At 65.6% G+C, this 15,510-nt stretch carries 14 protein-coding genes and 2 tRNA genes; 4 read left to right on the forward strand and 12 right to left on the reverse strand.

The window, feature by feature from the left end; translation table 11 throughout:
- Positions 1 to 41: 41 nt before the first annotated feature.
- From PZ895_RS15945 to PZ895_RS15960, 4 genes are read right to left on the reverse strand one after another with little or no spacing between them, the layout of a single operon-like run.
- A complete protein-coding gene (locus PZ895_RS15945; protein ID WP_275839985.1) occupies positions 42 to 1,103 on the reverse strand; it encodes a C4-dicarboxylate TRAP transporter substrate-binding protein in 1,062 nt (353 codons plus the stop codon).
- A 44-nt stretch (positions 1,104 to 1,147) separates the two neighbouring features.
- Positions 1,148 to 3,529: a xanthine dehydrogenase family protein molybdopterin-binding subunit gene (locus tag PZ895_RS15950; protein WP_275839986.1), complete on the reverse strand. Its 2,382-nt coding sequence runs from the start codon at positions 3,527 to 3,529 to the stop codon at positions 1,148 to 1,150.
- On the reverse strand, positions 3,526 to 4,047 hold the full coding sequence (locus PZ895_RS15955) for a (2Fe-2S)-binding protein (protein ID WP_275839987.1): 522 nt from the start codon (positions 4,045 to 4,047) through the stop codon (positions 3,526 to 3,528). Before PZ895_RS15955 ends, PZ895_RS15950 begins: the two co-directional genes overlap by 4 nt.
- Before the next feature lie 11 nt (positions 4,048 to 4,058).
- The gene (locus PZ895_RS15960) at positions 4,059 to 4,901 is read right to left on the reverse strand and encodes an FAD binding domain-containing protein (RefSeq protein WP_275839988.1); all 843 of its coding nucleotides are present in this window, start codon (positions 4,899 to 4,901) and stop codon (positions 4,059 to 4,061) included.
- Between the two features lie 191 nt (positions 4,902 to 5,092).
- On the opposite strand from PZ895_RS15960, the gene PZ895_RS15965 reads away from it, so the two are divergent.
- Positions 5,093 to 5,701, forward strand: coding sequence for a TetR/AcrR family transcriptional regulator (locus PZ895_RS15965; protein ID WP_275839989.1), 609 nt, complete (start codon positions 5,093 to 5,095; stop codon positions 5,699 to 5,701).
- A gap of 162 nt (positions 5,702 to 5,863) precedes the next feature.
- Here PZ895_RS15965 and PZ895_RS15970 read toward each other — a convergent pair whose 3' ends face one another.
- From PZ895_RS15970 to glmU, 4 genes are all read right to left on the reverse strand, one after another.
- Positions 5,864 to 6,265 carry a type II toxin-antitoxin system HicB family antitoxin gene (locus PZ895_RS15970; protein WP_275839990.1) on the reverse strand — a complete coding sequence of 134 codons (402 nt, stop codon included), beginning with the start codon at positions 6,263 to 6,265 and terminating at the stop codon, positions 5,864 to 5,866.
- A gap of 5 nt (positions 6,266 to 6,270) precedes the next feature.
- Positions 6,271 to 6,459, reverse strand: a complete 189-nt coding sequence (locus PZ895_RS15975) for a type II toxin-antitoxin system HicA family toxin (RefSeq protein ID WP_275839991.1) — start codon at positions 6,457 to 6,459, stop codon at positions 6,271 to 6,273.
- A 49-nt stretch (positions 6,460 to 6,508) separates the two neighbouring features.
- A tRNA-Lys gene (locus PZ895_RS15980) sits at positions 6,509 to 6,584 on the reverse strand.
- Positions 6,585 to 6,748: 164 nt separating this feature from the next.
- Positions 6,749 to 8,116 carry a bifunctional UDP-N-acetylglucosamine diphosphorylase/glucosamine-1-phosphate N-acetyltransferase GlmU gene (gene glmU, locus PZ895_RS15985; protein WP_275839992.1) on the reverse strand — a complete coding sequence of 456 codons (1,368 nt, stop codon included), beginning with the start codon at positions 8,114 to 8,116 and terminating at the stop codon, positions 6,749 to 6,751.
- A gap of 140 nt (positions 8,117 to 8,256) precedes the next feature.
- Between glmU and galE the strand changes: the two genes are divergently transcribed.
- Together galE and cysQ are read left to right on the forward strand one after the other, a co-directional pair.
- Positions 8,257 to 9,246, forward strand: coding sequence for a UDP-glucose 4-epimerase GalE (gene galE / locus PZ895_RS15990; RefSeq protein WP_275839993.1), 990 nt, complete (start codon positions 8,257 to 8,259; stop codon positions 9,244 to 9,246).
- 129 nt (positions 9,247 to 9,375) lie between these two features.
- Positions 9,376 to 10,185, forward strand: a complete 810-nt coding sequence (gene cysQ / locus PZ895_RS15995; protein WP_275839994.1) for a 3'(2'),5'-bisphosphate nucleotidase CysQ — start codon at positions 9,376 to 9,378, stop codon at positions 10,183 to 10,185.
- Here cysQ and PZ895_RS16000 read toward each other — a convergent pair.
- Both PZ895_RS16000 and PZ895_RS16005 read right to left on the reverse strand, forming a co-directional pair.
- Positions 10,182 to 11,312: a DegT/DnrJ/EryC1/StrS aminotransferase family protein gene (locus PZ895_RS16000; RefSeq protein ID WP_275839995.1), complete on the reverse strand. Its 1,131-nt coding sequence runs from the start codon at positions 11,310 to 11,312 to the stop codon at positions 10,182 to 10,184. The genes cysQ and PZ895_RS16000 overlap by 4 nt on opposite strands.
- Before the next feature lie 68 nt (positions 11,313 to 11,380).
- Positions 11,381 to 11,455, reverse strand: a tRNA-Gln gene (locus PZ895_RS16005).
- A gap of 245 nt (positions 11,456 to 11,700) precedes the next feature.
- Between PZ895_RS16005 and PZ895_RS16010 the strand changes: the two genes are divergently transcribed.
- Positions 11,701 to 13,329, forward strand: coding sequence for an alpha-D-glucose phosphate-specific phosphoglucomutase (locus PZ895_RS16010; RefSeq protein WP_275839996.1), 1,629 nt, complete (start codon positions 11,701 to 11,703; stop codon positions 13,327 to 13,329).
- A 1-nt stretch (position 13,330) separates the two neighbouring features.
- Here PZ895_RS16010 and PZ895_RS16015 read toward each other — a convergent pair whose 3' ends face one another.
- Both PZ895_RS16015 and PZ895_RS16020 read right to left on the reverse strand, forming a co-directional pair.
- Positions 13,331 to 15,049, reverse strand: a complete 1,719-nt coding sequence (locus tag PZ895_RS16015; RefSeq protein ID WP_275839997.1) for a pilus assembly protein TadG-related protein — start codon at positions 15,047 to 15,049, stop codon at positions 13,331 to 13,333.
- Complete coding sequence (locus tag PZ895_RS16020; RefSeq protein WP_275839998.1) at positions 15,049 to 15,465, reverse strand: TadE/TadG family type IV pilus assembly protein; 417 nt, start codon at positions 15,463 to 15,465, stop codon at positions 15,049 to 15,051. The genes PZ895_RS16015 and PZ895_RS16020 overlap by 1 nt, the downstream gene beginning before the upstream one ends.
- Positions 15,466 to 15,510 lie beyond the last annotated feature (45 nt).

A 15,510-nucleotide genomic window follows, 5' to 3' on the forward strand; every position in this document is an offset into this window, starting at 1 on the left:
GTTGCGGCCGGCGGTTGCCCGCCGGCGGCATCGTGTTTCGATCAAAGACCTTCGTCCCAGTCGCGCAGCGGCGTCACGCCACGCTCGCGCAACTCGGCGAAATAAGCCTTGAGCACGGTCTGCGCCGCTTCGCCATTGGCTTCGAGCCAGGGGCCGACGACATTGGGCAGGCTCTCGACCCATTTCCTCTTTTCCTCCTCCGGCAATTCGGAGATGACCAGGCCCTCGGCCTCCATCTTCTCGATCGCCGTATTGGCCTGCTCGGTGACATAGGCGCCATGGGCGAGCGACGTGGCCTTGCCGGCTTCGAGGATCGCATTCTGCACCTCTTCGGGCTGGCTGTCGAAGAAGTCCTTGTTGGCCGCGATGCCGCCGAAATACATCGCGCCGATGCCGACGCGGGTTAGGTTCGGCGCAACCTCGTAGACGCGGGTCGGCAGGATGCCGGAGGCGAAGGAGAGCGCGCCTTCCGATACGCCGGTCTGGATGTCGGTGTAGTAGGTGGTCAAGGCGCCGTCGACGGGCGTCGCGCCGGTCTGCTGAAGCCAGTTGGCCGAGGTGCCCGGCGCATTGATGCGCCGGTTGGCCATGTCGGACAGGGCGTTGATTTCGAAGTTGGCGTAGACGTCGTAGCTGTCGGTGATCAGCGAGGAGAGGTGGACCATGTTCTCGCCCTCCCAGCTATCGCGCAGTTCGGGCAGTTCGGCCGTCAGCTTGTCGAAGATCTCGATCAGCATTTCGTGGTCGGAGGTGGCGAAGGGCGTGAAATAGGTCACGTTCTGGAGCGGCATGGCCGAGCCTTCCCAGACCGTGCCGACCATGCCGATGTCGACGATGCCGTCGCTGACGGCCGCGCGGGTGTCGGTGAACCTGTAGAGCGTGCCGCCATAGGACTCGACCCATTCCACCTTGTAGTTGCCGCCCGCCTCCTCGAGCAGACGGTCGACTTCCGGCTGGAACGAGTTCTTCATCGCATAGGCCCAGATGTTCTGGACCGGATGGCTGGAGCCGATGTTGATGGTGATGGTTTCCTGAGCGTATGCGGTGCCGGCGAGCATGGTGCCGGCAAGTGTCGCGGCGATCATGTGGCTAATGTGCTTCATGCCAGTTTCCTCCCTGAAACGTGGTTTGAGTGCGCCTGCTTCTGTCAGTGCTGGATGGTCCCGAGAGCGGTCAAAATGCGCTCGGGGGTAAAGGGCATCTGGGTGACGCGCGCGCCGAGCGGGCGCAGCGCATCGTTGATGGCGTTCATGATGGCGGCCGGCGCGCCGGCGGTGCCGGCTTCGCCCGCGCCCTTGGCGCCGAGCAGCGACTCCCTCGTCGGCGTCTCGACATGGCCGATGATCATGTCCGGCATCTCGGCCGCCATCGGCACGAGATAGTCGGCCATGTTGGCGTTGAGCAACTGCCCTTCGCCGTCATAGACGCATTCCTCATAGAGCGCGCCGCCGATGCCCTGCACGATGCCGCCGCGGATCTGCTCGTCGACCAGCATCGGGTTGATGACGCGGCCGCAATCCTCGACGCACCAGTGCTTCAGGAGCTTGACGAAACCGGTGTCGACATCGACCTCCAGATAGCTCGCCTGGACGCCGTTGGTGAAGGCGAAGGGATATTCGCTGGTGATGTAGTGGCGGGTGACGACGAGTTCGCGCGGCAGGTCTCTGGCGAGTGTGTCGCCGCGGAAATAGACTATGCGGCCGAGTTCCTCGAGCGGCATCCGCGCCTCGCCGGTCGCCTTGTCGACGATCCGGCCGTCGGCGATGTCGAGCGCGTCGGGCGCCGCCTGGAGCATGGAGGCGGCGACGACGAGGATGTTCTCGCGCAGCGCAAGACCCGCCTGAAGCGCGGCCTCGCCGCCGATGCCGGCGCCGCGCGAGGCCCAGGTGCCGCCGCCATAGGGCGTGGTCTGCGTGTCGCCGGTGATGATCCTGACCTTGGAGACGGGAACGCCGACGCCCTCGGCGACGATCTGCGCCAGCATTCCTTCCGTGCCCTGGCCCTGTTCGGTGACGCCCGACATGGCGACGACCGAGCCGTCCGGGTCCATCCGCACGGTGCAGCCATCCTGCGCGGAGATGCGCGCGCCGCCGATGCCGTACATGAAGGGGCTGGGATTGGTGAGTTCGATGAACGAGGCGATGCCGATGCCGCGATGAACGCCTCTCTTGCGGGCTTCGGCCTGGTCGGCGCGCAGCGCGTCGTAGTCGATCATGGCGATAAGCTTGTCGAGGCTGGCGTGATGGGACAGGCCCTCGAAGCGCATGTTGGCGGCGGAGGTGTAGGGGTAGGCGTCGTCGGCGACGAGATTGCGGCGGCGGATTTCGATCGGGTCGAGGCCGATAGCCTCGGCAGCCATGTCGACGAGGCCCTCGGTGACGGCGGTGGCGATCGGATGGCCGACCGCGCGATACTGGCAGGTCGGCGTCTTGTTCTGCAGGACGACGGTGGTGCGGGCGCGGTAGGTCTGGAAATCGTAAGGTCCGCCGCACAGATTGACGACCTGGTTGCCCTCGATGGCACTGGTGCGCGGATAGACGGAATAGGGGCCGATGCCGGTCAGGTCGTCGATGTCGAGCGCGAGAATCCTGCCGTTCTCGTCGACGGCGATCCGGCCGTCGATCTCGTGGTCGCGGGCGTGGATGTCGGTGGAGAAGGATTCGAGGCGGTCGGCGATGAATTTGACCGGACGGCCCATGATCTTCGCGATCGCAGCCGTCGCGACCTCGTCGGGATAGACATGGACCTTGATCCCGTAGGAGCCGCCGACATCGCCGCAGATGACGCGGACCTTCGCCTCGGGCAGGTCGAGATGCCGGGCGAAGACCGTCTGCATCATGTGCGGGGCCTGCGTCGAGTGATGGACGGTGAGTTGGCCTTCCGAGCGGCTGTAATCGGCCAGGATCGAGCGCGGCTCGAGGCAGACGCCGGTGTGGCGCCCGGTCTTGAAACGGGCCTCGACGACCATGTGGGCGGAGGCGAAGACGGCGTCGATCTCGCCCTTTTCGTGCAGGCGCTGGAAGGTCAGGTTGTCGCCGAGTTCGGGATGGATGAGCGGCGTCTCGGCATCGAGCGCGGTGCGCATGTCGACCACGACGGGCAGAGGAGCGAAGGATGCCTCGATGGCGGCAAGACCATCCTCGGCGGCGGCGCGGCTGTCGGCGACGACGGCCGCGACCGGCTCGCCGACCCATGTCGCGTGCTCGACGGCGACCGCGTGCTGCGGCGCGGATTTGAGGCCCTTGAGATGCGCCAGCACGGCGACCCATGGGGTGCAGGCGGCGGCGATGTCGGCGCCGGTGAAGACGCGGATGACGCCGGGGACTTCGAGCGCCGGGGAGATGTCGATCGCCTCGATCTTCGCGCGGGCGTGCGGGCTGCGCAGGAAGGCGACATGGACCATGCGCGGCAGGACGACATCGTCGACATAGCGGCCCGCGCCGGCGACGAGCTTGCCGGCATTGGGACGCGGGACGGAGCGGCCGATATAGGAATTGGGACGGTCGGGATTGCCGAAAGCGATGGTCATTCGGCAGCCTCCTTCAGGGCCGGGACGGGCACGCCGCAGCGCTTCGCGGCAGTCGCCTCGATGGCATCGACGATCGCCTCGTAGCCGGTGCAGCGGCAGTAATTGCCGGAGATGTGCTCGCGGATATGCGCCCGGTCGGGCGTTTCGCCCGTTTCCAGAAGATCGGCGGCGGCGAGCAGCATTCCGGGCGTGCAAAAGCCGCATTGCAGCGCGTTGCGGGCGACGAATTCGTCCTGAAGATCGGCAAGCTCGCCCGTCTCGGTGACGCCCTCGATGGTCCACACATCCGCGCCGTCGAGCTGGACGGCGAGCGTCAGGCAGCCGCGCAGGATGACGCCGTCGACGCGCACCGTGCAGGCCCCGCACACGCCCTGTTCACAGCCGGCATGGGAGCCGGTGAGGCCGAGATCGAGCCGCAGGAAGTCGATCAGGTGCCGACGCGCATCGACGGTGCGGCGCACGCGCTCGCCATTGACCTTCAAATTGATCTCGGTGCTCTGGGCGAATGGTGCGGTCATCGCGCTCTCCCTCATGCCGCGTCGGACTGCCGGAAGTCCGACAAAGCGCGCTTCAGGAGCACGCGCGAGATGTGTTTCTTGTAGCCGGCCGAACCGTTGATGTCGTCCGCCGGGTCGAGGTCGTCTTCCAGAGCGAGCGCGGCGTCGTCGACCGAACCGCCGCTTTCGAGGATCGCCATCGCGCTGGAAGCGACGACCGGCGCGTCGCCGACGCCGAAGAAGACGAGGCGCGGGGCGGCGGCGGGGCCGGCGATGGCAAGGCCCGCAAGCGCGTAGTCGCCGGAGCGTCGGACGAGTTCGCGGATCGACTGGCGCTCGCCGGGCTTGATCTTCGCGATCTCGATGGCGACCAGAATCTCGTCGTCGCGGCGGGTCGTGTCGAACAGGCCGAGGAAGAAGTCCGCCGCCTTGATTCGGCGCTCGCCGTCGGCTTTCGAGGCGAGAACGATGGTCGCGTCGAGCGCGACGACGCAGGCCGGCAGTTCGGCCGCCGGGTCGGCATTGGCGAGCGAGCCGCCGATGGTTCCGCGTGTGCGGATGGCGGCGTGCGCGATGAGCGGCGCGGCCTCGGCGAGGATCGGGACGTGACGGGCGATGATTTCCGACGCCATCAACTCGCAATGGCGCGTCAGGGTGCCGACGCGCACCATGTCGCCGCTTTCGGTGATGCCGGCAAGCTCGTCGATGAAGTTGATGTCGATGAGGTTCGGGCTCTCGATCAGCCGCAGATTGAGCGAGGCGACGAGGCTCTGGCCGCCGGCCAGCACCTTTTCGTCGCCATCGCCCGCCGCGAGCAGGTCAAGCGCATGGGCAAGGTCGGTCGCGCGGACATAGCCGATCGGCGCTGGCTTCATCTCGAAATCCTCCCGGACGATCCAACGTGCAAGCCGGATCGTTTGCGAGCGCTCCGGCAAGGACCGGTTCCTCATTGCGCTCTTATTGATCAAATGATCTATTATGACGCGACGCTTGGCAAGCGGTTATTTTTCGCGTCGCCAGATTCGGCGAACGAGGATATGAGGGGCTGCGAGCGGGAAGGGGCGACATGGCCGGACAGGCAGCGAACGAACGCAAGAGATTTGCGCCCGACGAGCGTCGGCAGATGATCGTCGACGAGGCGGCGGCGTTTTTTTCCGAGGTCGGGCTGGAGGGGACGACGCGCGAGCTTTCGCAGCGGCTCGGCGTCACGCAGTCGCTGCTCTATGCCTATTTCGCTTCCAAGGCCGATCTGCTGGAAGCGGTGTTCGAGCGCGTCTATCTCGACCGCCTGTCGCCCGACTGGCCGGTGCTGATCGCCGACCGGTCGCTGCCGGTGCGCGAGCGCGCCAAGCGCTTCTACCGCGAATATACCGGTGCGATCTTCACCTATGAATGGATGCGCATCTTCATGTTCTCCGGCCTTGCCGGCGCAGAACTCAACCGGCGTTATCTCGGCCATCTGGCCAAGCTGATGCTGGAGCCGCTCTGCGCCGAGATGCAGCGCGCGGCCGGAGCCAAGGGCGGACCGCAGATGGAGGACATCTGGAACCTGCATGGCGGCATCGTCTATATCGGCATCCGCAAATTCGTCTATTGCGTGCCGACGCCCGACGATTTCGCCCCGCCGGTCGAAGCGGCGGTGGATCGGTTCTGCGACAGTTTCGGGCTGGAGTGAGGGTAAGCTTTCTGCCTTAATGGGCGTTCTCGGGAGTCTTCAGGAATGACGTTTGAAATCTTCTTCTGGTACGTCTTTCCGCTCATTGTCGGCGCGGGAGCTTTCGGCTGGATCGCTTGTGATCGCCGCAAGGACCATCATCTGCATCCCGGCGAATAGCGACTACGCCGATTCGAGTTCCATCGCCTTTCTGGCGGCCTGCGCGAGAAAGCCGGAACGCGTATATCCGTGCGACTCCGCAAAGGCATCGATCTGTTCAAGCACGTCTTCGGGCAGCGTGACGTTCACGCGGACGGCCTTTCTGGCTGCGCTCCGGGCCGAAACCAGGATCGCCACGCCATCGCGATTGTCGCGATCGGCCATGACCTCTTCGAGCGAAGAGGGCTCGCAAATGGCCTCGCCGTCCGCCACCAGCCCTTCGATGTGAAACGCCAATGCCTCTTCGGCCATGGCGCGGGCGTCGTCGAGATCCGTGCCGGCGGTAATGACGCCTGGAAAATCGGGAAAGGACACGCCGAAATCGCTGTCGGCATCCTTGTGGATGAGTCCGATATACTGCTTCATACCCTTTACCTCAGCTTCAGGCCGGATTGTTTCTCGATGCTCTTCAAGGTGCCAATCGGGAGGTCGCGCTTTGGATGGGGAACGGTGACGCGACCCGGCTTTTCGGGGTGCTTGAACTGGACGTGACTGCCTTTTCGCGCCACTTCGCTCCAGCCGTCCGACAACAAAGCTGCGATGATGTCGGCGCTTTTCATATGTCGAGTATATACACACTCGTGTGTATAATTCAATGATGCAAAACGATGGTGAGCGCGCAGGGATTCGAACCCTGGACCTACAGATTAAAAGTCCGTTGCTCTACCAACTGAGCTACGCGCTCTCCACGGGCTGCAAGGCCCGAAAGCATCCTGGCCGTGGCGGCCCGGAAATTGCGGCGGAACATAGGGAGAGGGGGCAGGGCGGTCAACTGCAAAAACGCCCTGCCGATGGGGCAATCGCGCGCATTCGCGTCAACGTTGCCTCGGGGGTTGAGCGGGTTGGCGTTCAGCCCTTGGCCGCCGCCCGCGCTTCCTTTTCGGCCTTCAGCCTTTCGCGCAACCGCGCGCCGAGCCCGTCCTTGTTCTCCTGCCGGGCGCGGCCGAAGGCAAGTGCGTCGGAGGGAACGCCGGCGGTGATGACGCTGCCCGAGGCGACATAGGCATTGTCGCCGATGGAAACCGGCGCGACGAGAGCCGAATTCGAGCCGATGAAGGCACCCGCGCCGATCTGCGTCAGGTGCTTGAGGAAGCCGTCATAATTGCAAGTGATCGTGCCGGCGCCGATATTCGCGCCCGCGCCGATCCTCGCATCGCCGATATAGGAGAGGTGGTTGATCTTGGCGCCGGCCGCCACATCGGCGTTCTTGACCTCGCAGAAATTGCCGACCTTGACCTTCTCGGCGAGGCGCGCGCCGGGGCGCAGCCGCGCGAAGGGGCCGATCTGGGCATGGTCGGCGATGATTGCGCCCTCCAGATGCGAGAAGGCATGGATGGTGACGTTCGCGCCGATGGACACGCCCGGCCCGAAAACGACGTTCGGCTCGACGATCGTATCTGCGCCGATCTGCGTGTCGTGTGCAAAATGCACCGTTTCGGGCGCGACGAGCGTGACGCCCGCCAGCATCGTCTCGCGGCGCTTGCGCGCCTGCCAGACGGATTCGGCCTCGGCGAGTTGGATGCGATTGTTGACGCCCAGCACGCTTTCCTCGTCGGCCGTCGTGGCGACGACTTTGAGGCCGCGCGTGGCGGCGATCTCGACGATGTCGGTCAGGTAGTATTCGCCCTTGGCATTGGCATTGCCGACGGCTTCGAGAAGCGACAGGGCGTGTTCGCCGGAAATCGCCATCAGCCCGCCATTGCAGAAGGTGACGGCGCGCTCCGCCTCGGTGCAATCCTTGTCCTCGCGGATGGCGACGAGGCGGTCGCCATCCGTCAGGAGCCGGCCATAGCCGGAAGGATCGGCGGCCTCAAAACCCATCACGACGACGGCAGCGCCTTCGGCAAGCCCCTTGCGCAGCGCCGCGATGTCCTCGGCCTTGACGAGCGGCGTGTCGGCGAAGAGGACGAGGACGTCGTCATAACCTCCAGCGATGGCCTCGCGCGCAGCGAGAACGGCATGGGCGGTGCCGAGGCGCTCGTGCTGGAGATAAAGCCGGGCGCCGGGCGCGACGTTCGTCGCGGCCTTCAGCACGTCGTCCGACTGGCGGCCGGCGACGATGGCAAGATCGGCGCGCCCGCCCGCCTGCGCGGCGCGCGCCGCATGACAGACCAGTGGCAGGCCGGCGACCTCGTGCAGCACCTTCGGCCTGGCGCTCTTCATGCGCGTGCCTTCGCCGGCGGCAAGGACGATTGCAAGGCAGGTTCGTTCGGTCATCGATCTCTCTTTGCGGCTGGTTCGGCGCATCGTCTAGCACCTTGGAACGGTTCGCGCCAAGACGAGTGAATTCCTTCACGCGATGGTAAGTCCGCCCGTCTAGTCTGTGGCCTGTCGGTTCAAAATGCTGAGAGTTCCAGATGACCGTTCTCGTGACCGGCGGCGCCGGCTATATCGGATCGCACATGGTCTGGCGTCTGCTCGACCAGGGCGAGGATGTGGTGGTGCTCGACCGGCTGTCGACGGGCTTCCACTGGGCGGTTCCGGCAGAAGCAGAACTCGTCGTCGGCGACATCGCCGACCAGGAACTGGTCGAGGCCACGATCAGGCGGCGCGATGTCGACGCGATCATCCATTTTGCCGGATCGATCGTGGTGCCCGATTCGGTCGCCGATCCGCTCGGCTACTATCAGAACAACACCGTGAAGTCGCGTGCGCTGATCGAAAGCGCTGTGCGGTCCGGCGTGCCGCACTTCATCTTTTCATCGACCGCCGCCGTCTACGGAACGCCGAGCGTGTCGCCGGTAGCCGAGAATGCGGAACTGAAGCCCGAATCGCCCTACGGCACCTCCAAGCTGATGACCGAGATCATGCTGCGCGACACGGCCGCGGCGCATGATCTCGCCTATACGGTGCTGCGCTATTTCAACGTCGCGGGCGCCGATCCGGGGCTGCGGGCGGGGCAATCGACCAAGGGCGCGACGCATCTGATCAAGGTCGCGGCGGAAGCGGCGACCGGCAAGCGCGCTGGCATCGACGTCTATGGCACCGACTACCCGACGCCGGACGGCACCTGCGTGCGCGACTACATCCATGTCAGCGATCTCGTCGATGCCCATGCGCTGGCGCTGGCGCGGTTGCGCGCAGGCGGCGGGAACCTGATCGCCAATTGCGGCTATGGAACGGGCTATTCGGTGTTCGAGGTTATCGACGCGGTCAAGCGCGTCGTCGGGCGCGATTTCGAGGTTCGCACCGGCTCGCGTCGCCCCGGCGACGCCATCTCCATCGTCGCCGATCCGTCGCGCGCCAGGGCCGAATTCGGGTGGCAGCCCCGCCATGCCGATCTCGACACGATTGTCGCCCATGCCGTGCAGTGGGAAGAGCATCTGCGCTTCCTCAACGCCGCCTGACCAGAAAACCCTGACGTGTCTTGTAGACGCTGCAAGAGGGAGTCCTGGGGATCGCTGGCAATTGTGGCGATGCGGCCGGAGTTTTCTGCTAGGACCGAATGAGGGACGCGCGAAACCGGCGGGCGCTGAATGACGATCGACCATGGCGAGGCACTGACGCGGCTCGAACCCCTGGCGCTGGCCGCCGGCAAGATCGTGCTCGACGCCTATCGGGGCGGCTGCGCCGTCGAGACCAAGAGCGACGACAGCCCGGTGACCTTTGCCGACCGCGAGGCGGAACGGATCATTCTTGCCGGTCTGCGGCATGATTTTCCCGCGATACCGATCGTCGCGGAAGAAGAGGTGAGCGCCGGGCGGATGCCCGCCGATCTCGACACCATGTTCTTCCTCGTCGATCCGCTCGACGGCACGCGCGAATTCGTCAATCGCTCCGAGGATTTCACCGTCAACATCGCGTTGGTCGTCAACGGTGATCCGGTGCTCGGCATCGTCTATGCGCCGGCCCGCCACCAGCTCTATCTCGGCCGGCCGGGCCGGTGCCAGATGGCACGAACGACTGACGATCACGAGATCGAAGGACGGCGGGAGATTCACACGCAGGCGCCAGGGCCGACCCCGGTGGTGGTGGCCAGCCGCTCGCATCGCACGATCGAGACGAACGACTATCTGGCGAAGCTGCCGCAGGCCGAGATCGTCTCGGTCGGCTCGTCGCTGAAATTCTGCATGATCGCCAGCGGAGCTGCGGATTTCTATCCGCGCTTCGGGCCGACCATGCAATGGGACACGGCGGCGGGCGACGCGGTTCTGCGCGCTGCCGGCGGGCGCACGCGCACGCTGGATGGCGAGGCGCTGCGGTATGGCTGCTCGGGCAAGCCGGACGTCGCCGCCTTCGCCAATCCGTGGTTCATCTCGGATTGCGGGGTGGACCTGCCTGTTTAGTCAGCCGCGTTGCGCTTCACGAAGTTGCGGATCGACTGGATGATCTTGTCCTGATCGGCCTCGGACAGATAGGGGTGCATCGGCAGGCACAGGATGCGCGAGGAGAGGCCCTCGGAGACCGGCAGGCCGGCCGGGGTGCGCGGGAAGTGTTTGTAGGCGGTCTGCAAGTGGAGCGGCTTGACGTAGTAGATTACCGACGGGATGCCGTCGGACGTCAGATGCGCCTTGAGGCCGTCGCGGGCGGAATGCTCGATGGCGAACTGCGCCCAGGCCGAGCGGTTGTTCTCGGGCAAATTCGGAACCTTGACGACATCGCCGAGCGCGTCGTTATAGCGCCGGGCGATGCGCTCGCGCGCTTCCATCTCGTCTTCGAGGATGGCGAGCTTTTCGATCAGGATCGCCGCCTGGATCGTGTCGAGGCGCGAGTTGAGGCCGATATGGACGTTGTCATATTGCGTCTCGCCCTTGCCGTGGAAGGCGAAGGAGCGGAGCTTGTCGGCGAAGGCCGCGTCGTTGGTGAACATCGCGCCGCCGTCGCCATAGCAGCCGAGCGGCTTGGCGGGATAGAAGCTGGTCGAGCCGACATGGCCGAACGCGCCGCATTTCGCGCCGTTGCGGATGCCGCCGATGGACTGCGCGGCGTCCTCGATGACGAGCAGATTTTCACGACGGGCGATTGCGTTCAGCGCATCGTAGTCGGCGGCGAGGCCGAAGAGATCGACCGGGATGATCGCCTTCGGCGTCAGGCGTCCTTCGGACTTCACCATGGCGATGGCGGCTTCGAGGCTGGCGATGTCGATATTGTAGGTGTCGGGATCGACGTCGACGAAGATCGGCTCGGCCTTGGCGAGCGCGACGACTTCGGCGGTCGCGGCGAAGGTGAAACTCGGCACGAAGACGGCGTCGCCCGGACCGATGCCGGAGGCATAGAGCGGCAGGAGCAGCGCATCCGTGCCGTTGGCGCAGGCGACGACGTGATCGACGCCGACATAATCGGCCAGCCGCTTCTCGAATTCCCCGACCTCGGGGCCGAGGATATAGCGGCCCTCAGTGACAACCTTGTCGATCGCTGTCTTGAGACGGTCGGCAATGCGGTCGCGCTGGGCGCCGAGATCGATGAACTGCATGGGACGTGATCAATCCGAAATTGCCGGATGGCGGCTTGGTGCCGGCTTGCGGCAGCGCATCCGGGAGGTGGCTGGGGCGCCTGGATTCGAACCAGGGAATGGCGGTACCAAAAACCGCTGCCTTACCGCTTGGCTACGCCCCAATGCGAGCGGATGAGTGCATATCGCGCCGACCCCGGCAGGTAAAGCGCAAAATCGGGCGTGAGAGGTGACGGAACCGAAACCGGCACATGCCGGTTTGACGGGGCACGGATGCGCGCCTGCCTTCTGGCAATTCGGGACGAAACCGGGCAGAAAGCGAAGCCTGATTATCGATGCAGCATCGGAACGCGCCGAAAACCGCTCCCCGCTTTTCGGATCCATGCTCGCCAATGGAGACTTGCCTTTCATGATCGCGATCATCGAGACCACCCCCTTCGACGACCAGAAGCCGGGGACTTCGGGATTGCGCAAGAAGGTACCGGTCTTCCGGCAGCCGGGCTATGTCGAGAATTTCGTCCAGTCGATCTTCGATTCGCTGGCGGGGTATCGCGGTCGGACGCTGGTGGTGGGGGGCGACGGGCGGTTCTACAATCGCGAGGTCATCCAGATCGTCATCAAGATGGCGCTGGCAAACGGGTTCGGCCGCGTCATCGTCGGGCAGGGCGGCATCCTGTCGACTCCGGCTGTCTCGCACCTGATCCGCAGGCACGAGGCGTTCGGGGGCATCGTGCTTTCGGCGAGCCACAATCCGGGCGGGCCGACCGAGGATTTCGGCATCAAGTACAATGCCGGCAATGGCGGGCCGGCGACCGAGAAGCTGACCAATGCGATCCACGAGCGCTCGAAGGTGATCGACCGCTACGCCATCGCGCAGATCGGCGACGCCGAGATCGATGCGCCCGGATCGCGCGAGATCGGCGGCATGACGGTCGAGGTGGTCGATCCGGTCGCCGATTATGCCGCGCTGATGGAGACGCTGTTCGATTTCGACGCGATCCGCGCCCATTTCGCGTCGGGCTTCACGATGGCGTTCGATGCCATGCACGCGGTGACGGGGCCCTATGCTGTGGAAATCCTCGAAAGGCGGCTCGGCGCGGCGAAGGGCACGGCGCGCAACGCGGTGCCGTCGGAGGATTTCGGCGGGCATCATCCCGACCCCAATCTCGTCCATGCCAAGGAACTCCACGACCTGATGATGTCGCCCGATGCGCCCGATTTCGGCGCGGCGTCGGATGGCGACGGCGACCGCAACCTGATCATCGGCAAGGGCATGTTCGTGACGCCCTCCGATTCACTCGCCGTGCTGGCGGCGAACATGCATCTGGCGCCGGGCTATGCTGGCGGGCCGGTGGGTATAGCGCGGTCGATGCCGACGAGCGCAGCGGCCGACGAGGTGGCGAGGGCGCTCGGGATCGAACTCTACGAGACGCCGACCGGCTGGAAGTTCTTCGGCTCGCTGCTCGACGCCGGCAAGGTGACGATCTGCGGCGAGGAGAGCGCCGGCACCGGCTCCGACCATGTGCGGGAAAAGGACGGGCTGTGGGCGGTATTGCTCTGGCTGAACATCCTGGCGGTGCGCAAGGAGAGCGTCGCCGACATCATGCGCGGGCATTGGGCGCGGTTCGGGCGCAACTATTACTCGCGGCACGACTACGAGGCGGTCGACGCGGGCGCGGCGAATGCGCTGATGGACGATCTGCGCGGCCGGCTCGATCATCTTTCCGGCCAGATCTTCGCGGGCCTTGCCGTCGCGCAGGCCGACGATTTCGCCTATCGCGACCCGGTCGACCAGTCGGTGACGGAAAAGCAGGGCATCCGCATCCTCTTCGAAGGCGGCTCGCGCGCGGTGTTCCGCCTGTCGGGCACCGGCACCGAAGGAGCGACGCTGCGGGTCTACATCGAGCGCTTCGAGCCTGCCGGCGGCCGCCTCGACCTCGACACGCAGACCGCGCTGGCGGATCTGATCGAGGCCGCCGAGGCGATCGCGGGCATTTCCGGCCGGACGGGGCGCAACGCGCCGACGGTGATCACGTAACTCACTGAACCAGCACGGGTCGTCCGCAATCGACATGGTGGACGCGGATGTCGGCTTCGCCGAGCGAGATGCCGAGGGCGGCGAGGAGGCCGTCGAGGACGGGATCGACGGCGCCGAGTGTGTCGCCGACAAGGCCGCCCAACGTGCCGGTGAGGCCGGGAGGAATACCGAGGCCAAGGCCGAGCGGCTTGACCTCCAGCCTGAGGTTGGACAGCAGCGAACCTGAAAGGGTCTGGAGCGTGTTGCGCGTGCGGACCGTCTTGACCGTTCCGGCTGAAACGTCGCTCGCCGAGAACTGAAGCGTGTCTGCCGCCATGTTGGTGGCGGCCGCATGGGCGCGGCCATTGACCGTCAGCAGTATCGGCACATGCAGGAGCCGGGCGTCCTTCAGATGCGGCGCGCGGCTGAAATCGTGCATTCTTGCGGCGTCGGCCTCGGCCAGATGAAGTTCGACGATGCCGGGCTTCGCCTCGACGCCGGCGCGCGCGCTCTCGGGCCGTCCCGTCGGGCAGGACGCCGATTGCAGCCGCGCCTCGCCATGGGCGACGTCGACGAAGAGCGGGACATGGACGCCAACGCCGAGCAGCGGGCCGATGCGGGCATCGAGCCGGATGCGGGTCTGGACCGTGCGCACGATCGAGCCGGCGGGGCCGAGCGCGAACCAGGACTTGCCCTGCGGCGGCTCGCCGATCGCGACGGTGGCTGTGAGGTCGAGAAGGCCGGGGACAGAGTTTCCGAGATCGAGCGTCACCTGGTTGCTGCCATTGGCAAGAGCGGCAGCCGCGTTGAGCAGCGGCACCGCGCCGATCACCGCATCGAGACCGGCGGCGATGCCGTCGATCCTCGCCATTTCCAGCGTGCCCGGATCGAGGAGCCGGCGCAGCGGCAGCGTTCGTGAAGCGGGAACGCCCGATGCAAGACGTTGCAGGACCGTGCGGGCGGTCAGCCCGACGCCGGGCGTCTGCGAGAGCGCGCGCAACACGTCGCGCATGGCGACTTCGGCGGCAAGCAACTCGTCATATGTCGCGGCCGTCAGGTCGGCCTGAACGCCAAGCTGCTCGACGAAGGCGAGAAGCCCGACATCCGTATCGAGCAGGGCGCGGTAGTCCATGGCGTTGAGGCTGATATTCGCGCCGAGAAGCTTCGCCAGCAGCATGTTGGCAACGCCGCCTTCAAGGCTGGCAAGGCGCGAGCCGATGGAAAAGGACGCCTTCGGCACCATCGAGGCGACGGCCGCCGTGCGGATGAGCGGCGCATCGACCAGCGAGGCGGAAAAGTAGCGGCGCGCATGGCTTTCGAATTCGACCCGGACGGCATTGGCAGGCTGCGCGCCCGCAACGAAGCGCTGGCCGGCGGCGATCTGCGGGTCGGGCGAATAGGCGCCCGGCGTCACGAAGACGCGGCCGGCCGGTTCGATTTCTTCTTGCCGTGACGGGGCCTGCGTGTCGCCGGCAAGGTCCGCCAGCGTGCGGACCGTGACATTCGACCAGCCATTGTCGGCGAAAACGGCTTCGGCCGCCTGTGCGGCGCGCTCCGGCGCGCGCACTGCCGTCATGGCCGCGAGGTCGGTCAGGTTCTGGGCGCTGCGACGCTCGACGAAAAAGGAACCGGCATCCACGCCGAGGGCGGTAACGAGGATCAGCACCGGGCTGACGAGTGCGGTCATGGTGGCGAAATTGCCGCGGCGGTCACGGGCGAGACGAGGAAGGAGGCGCCGCATCACACGCCTCCGATCCGCACCGTCGAGCGACGTTCGATGGTGGTCGAAGGCAGCACCACGCCGTCGAAGAGGTTCCAGATGGGCAGATGCCGCGCGTCGTAGCGCAGGTCGACCACGAAGCGCGTGCCGTCGACCGCGCTGTCGACGACACTGATCTGCAATTTTTCCGGATCAAGAAGACCATAGCCCCGTGCGTGGCTGGCGATGAAGGACAGCGCCATGTCGCGCCGTTCCGCCTCGTGCAGGCCGGCAACCGAAAGGCGGGCCGCTTCGGAAGCCAGTTGCTGCACCGAATGCGCTGCGCCCAGATAGATGCCGTAGGCGATGATCCCGAACAGGAACATCAGATAGATTGGCGAAAGGATCGCGAACTCGACCGCCGCCGACCCCTTCCTGCATGTCCATCCAGCCGTCATGGTTGTCTCCATCGGTTAAATGCACGTCAAGATTGCAATAAAAGA

Origin of the sequence: Mesorhizobium sp. YIM 152430 (assembly GCF_029210365.1) — a bacterium.
GTDB lineage: Bacteria > Pseudomonadota > Alphaproteobacteria > Rhizobiales > Rhizobiaceae > Aliihoeflea.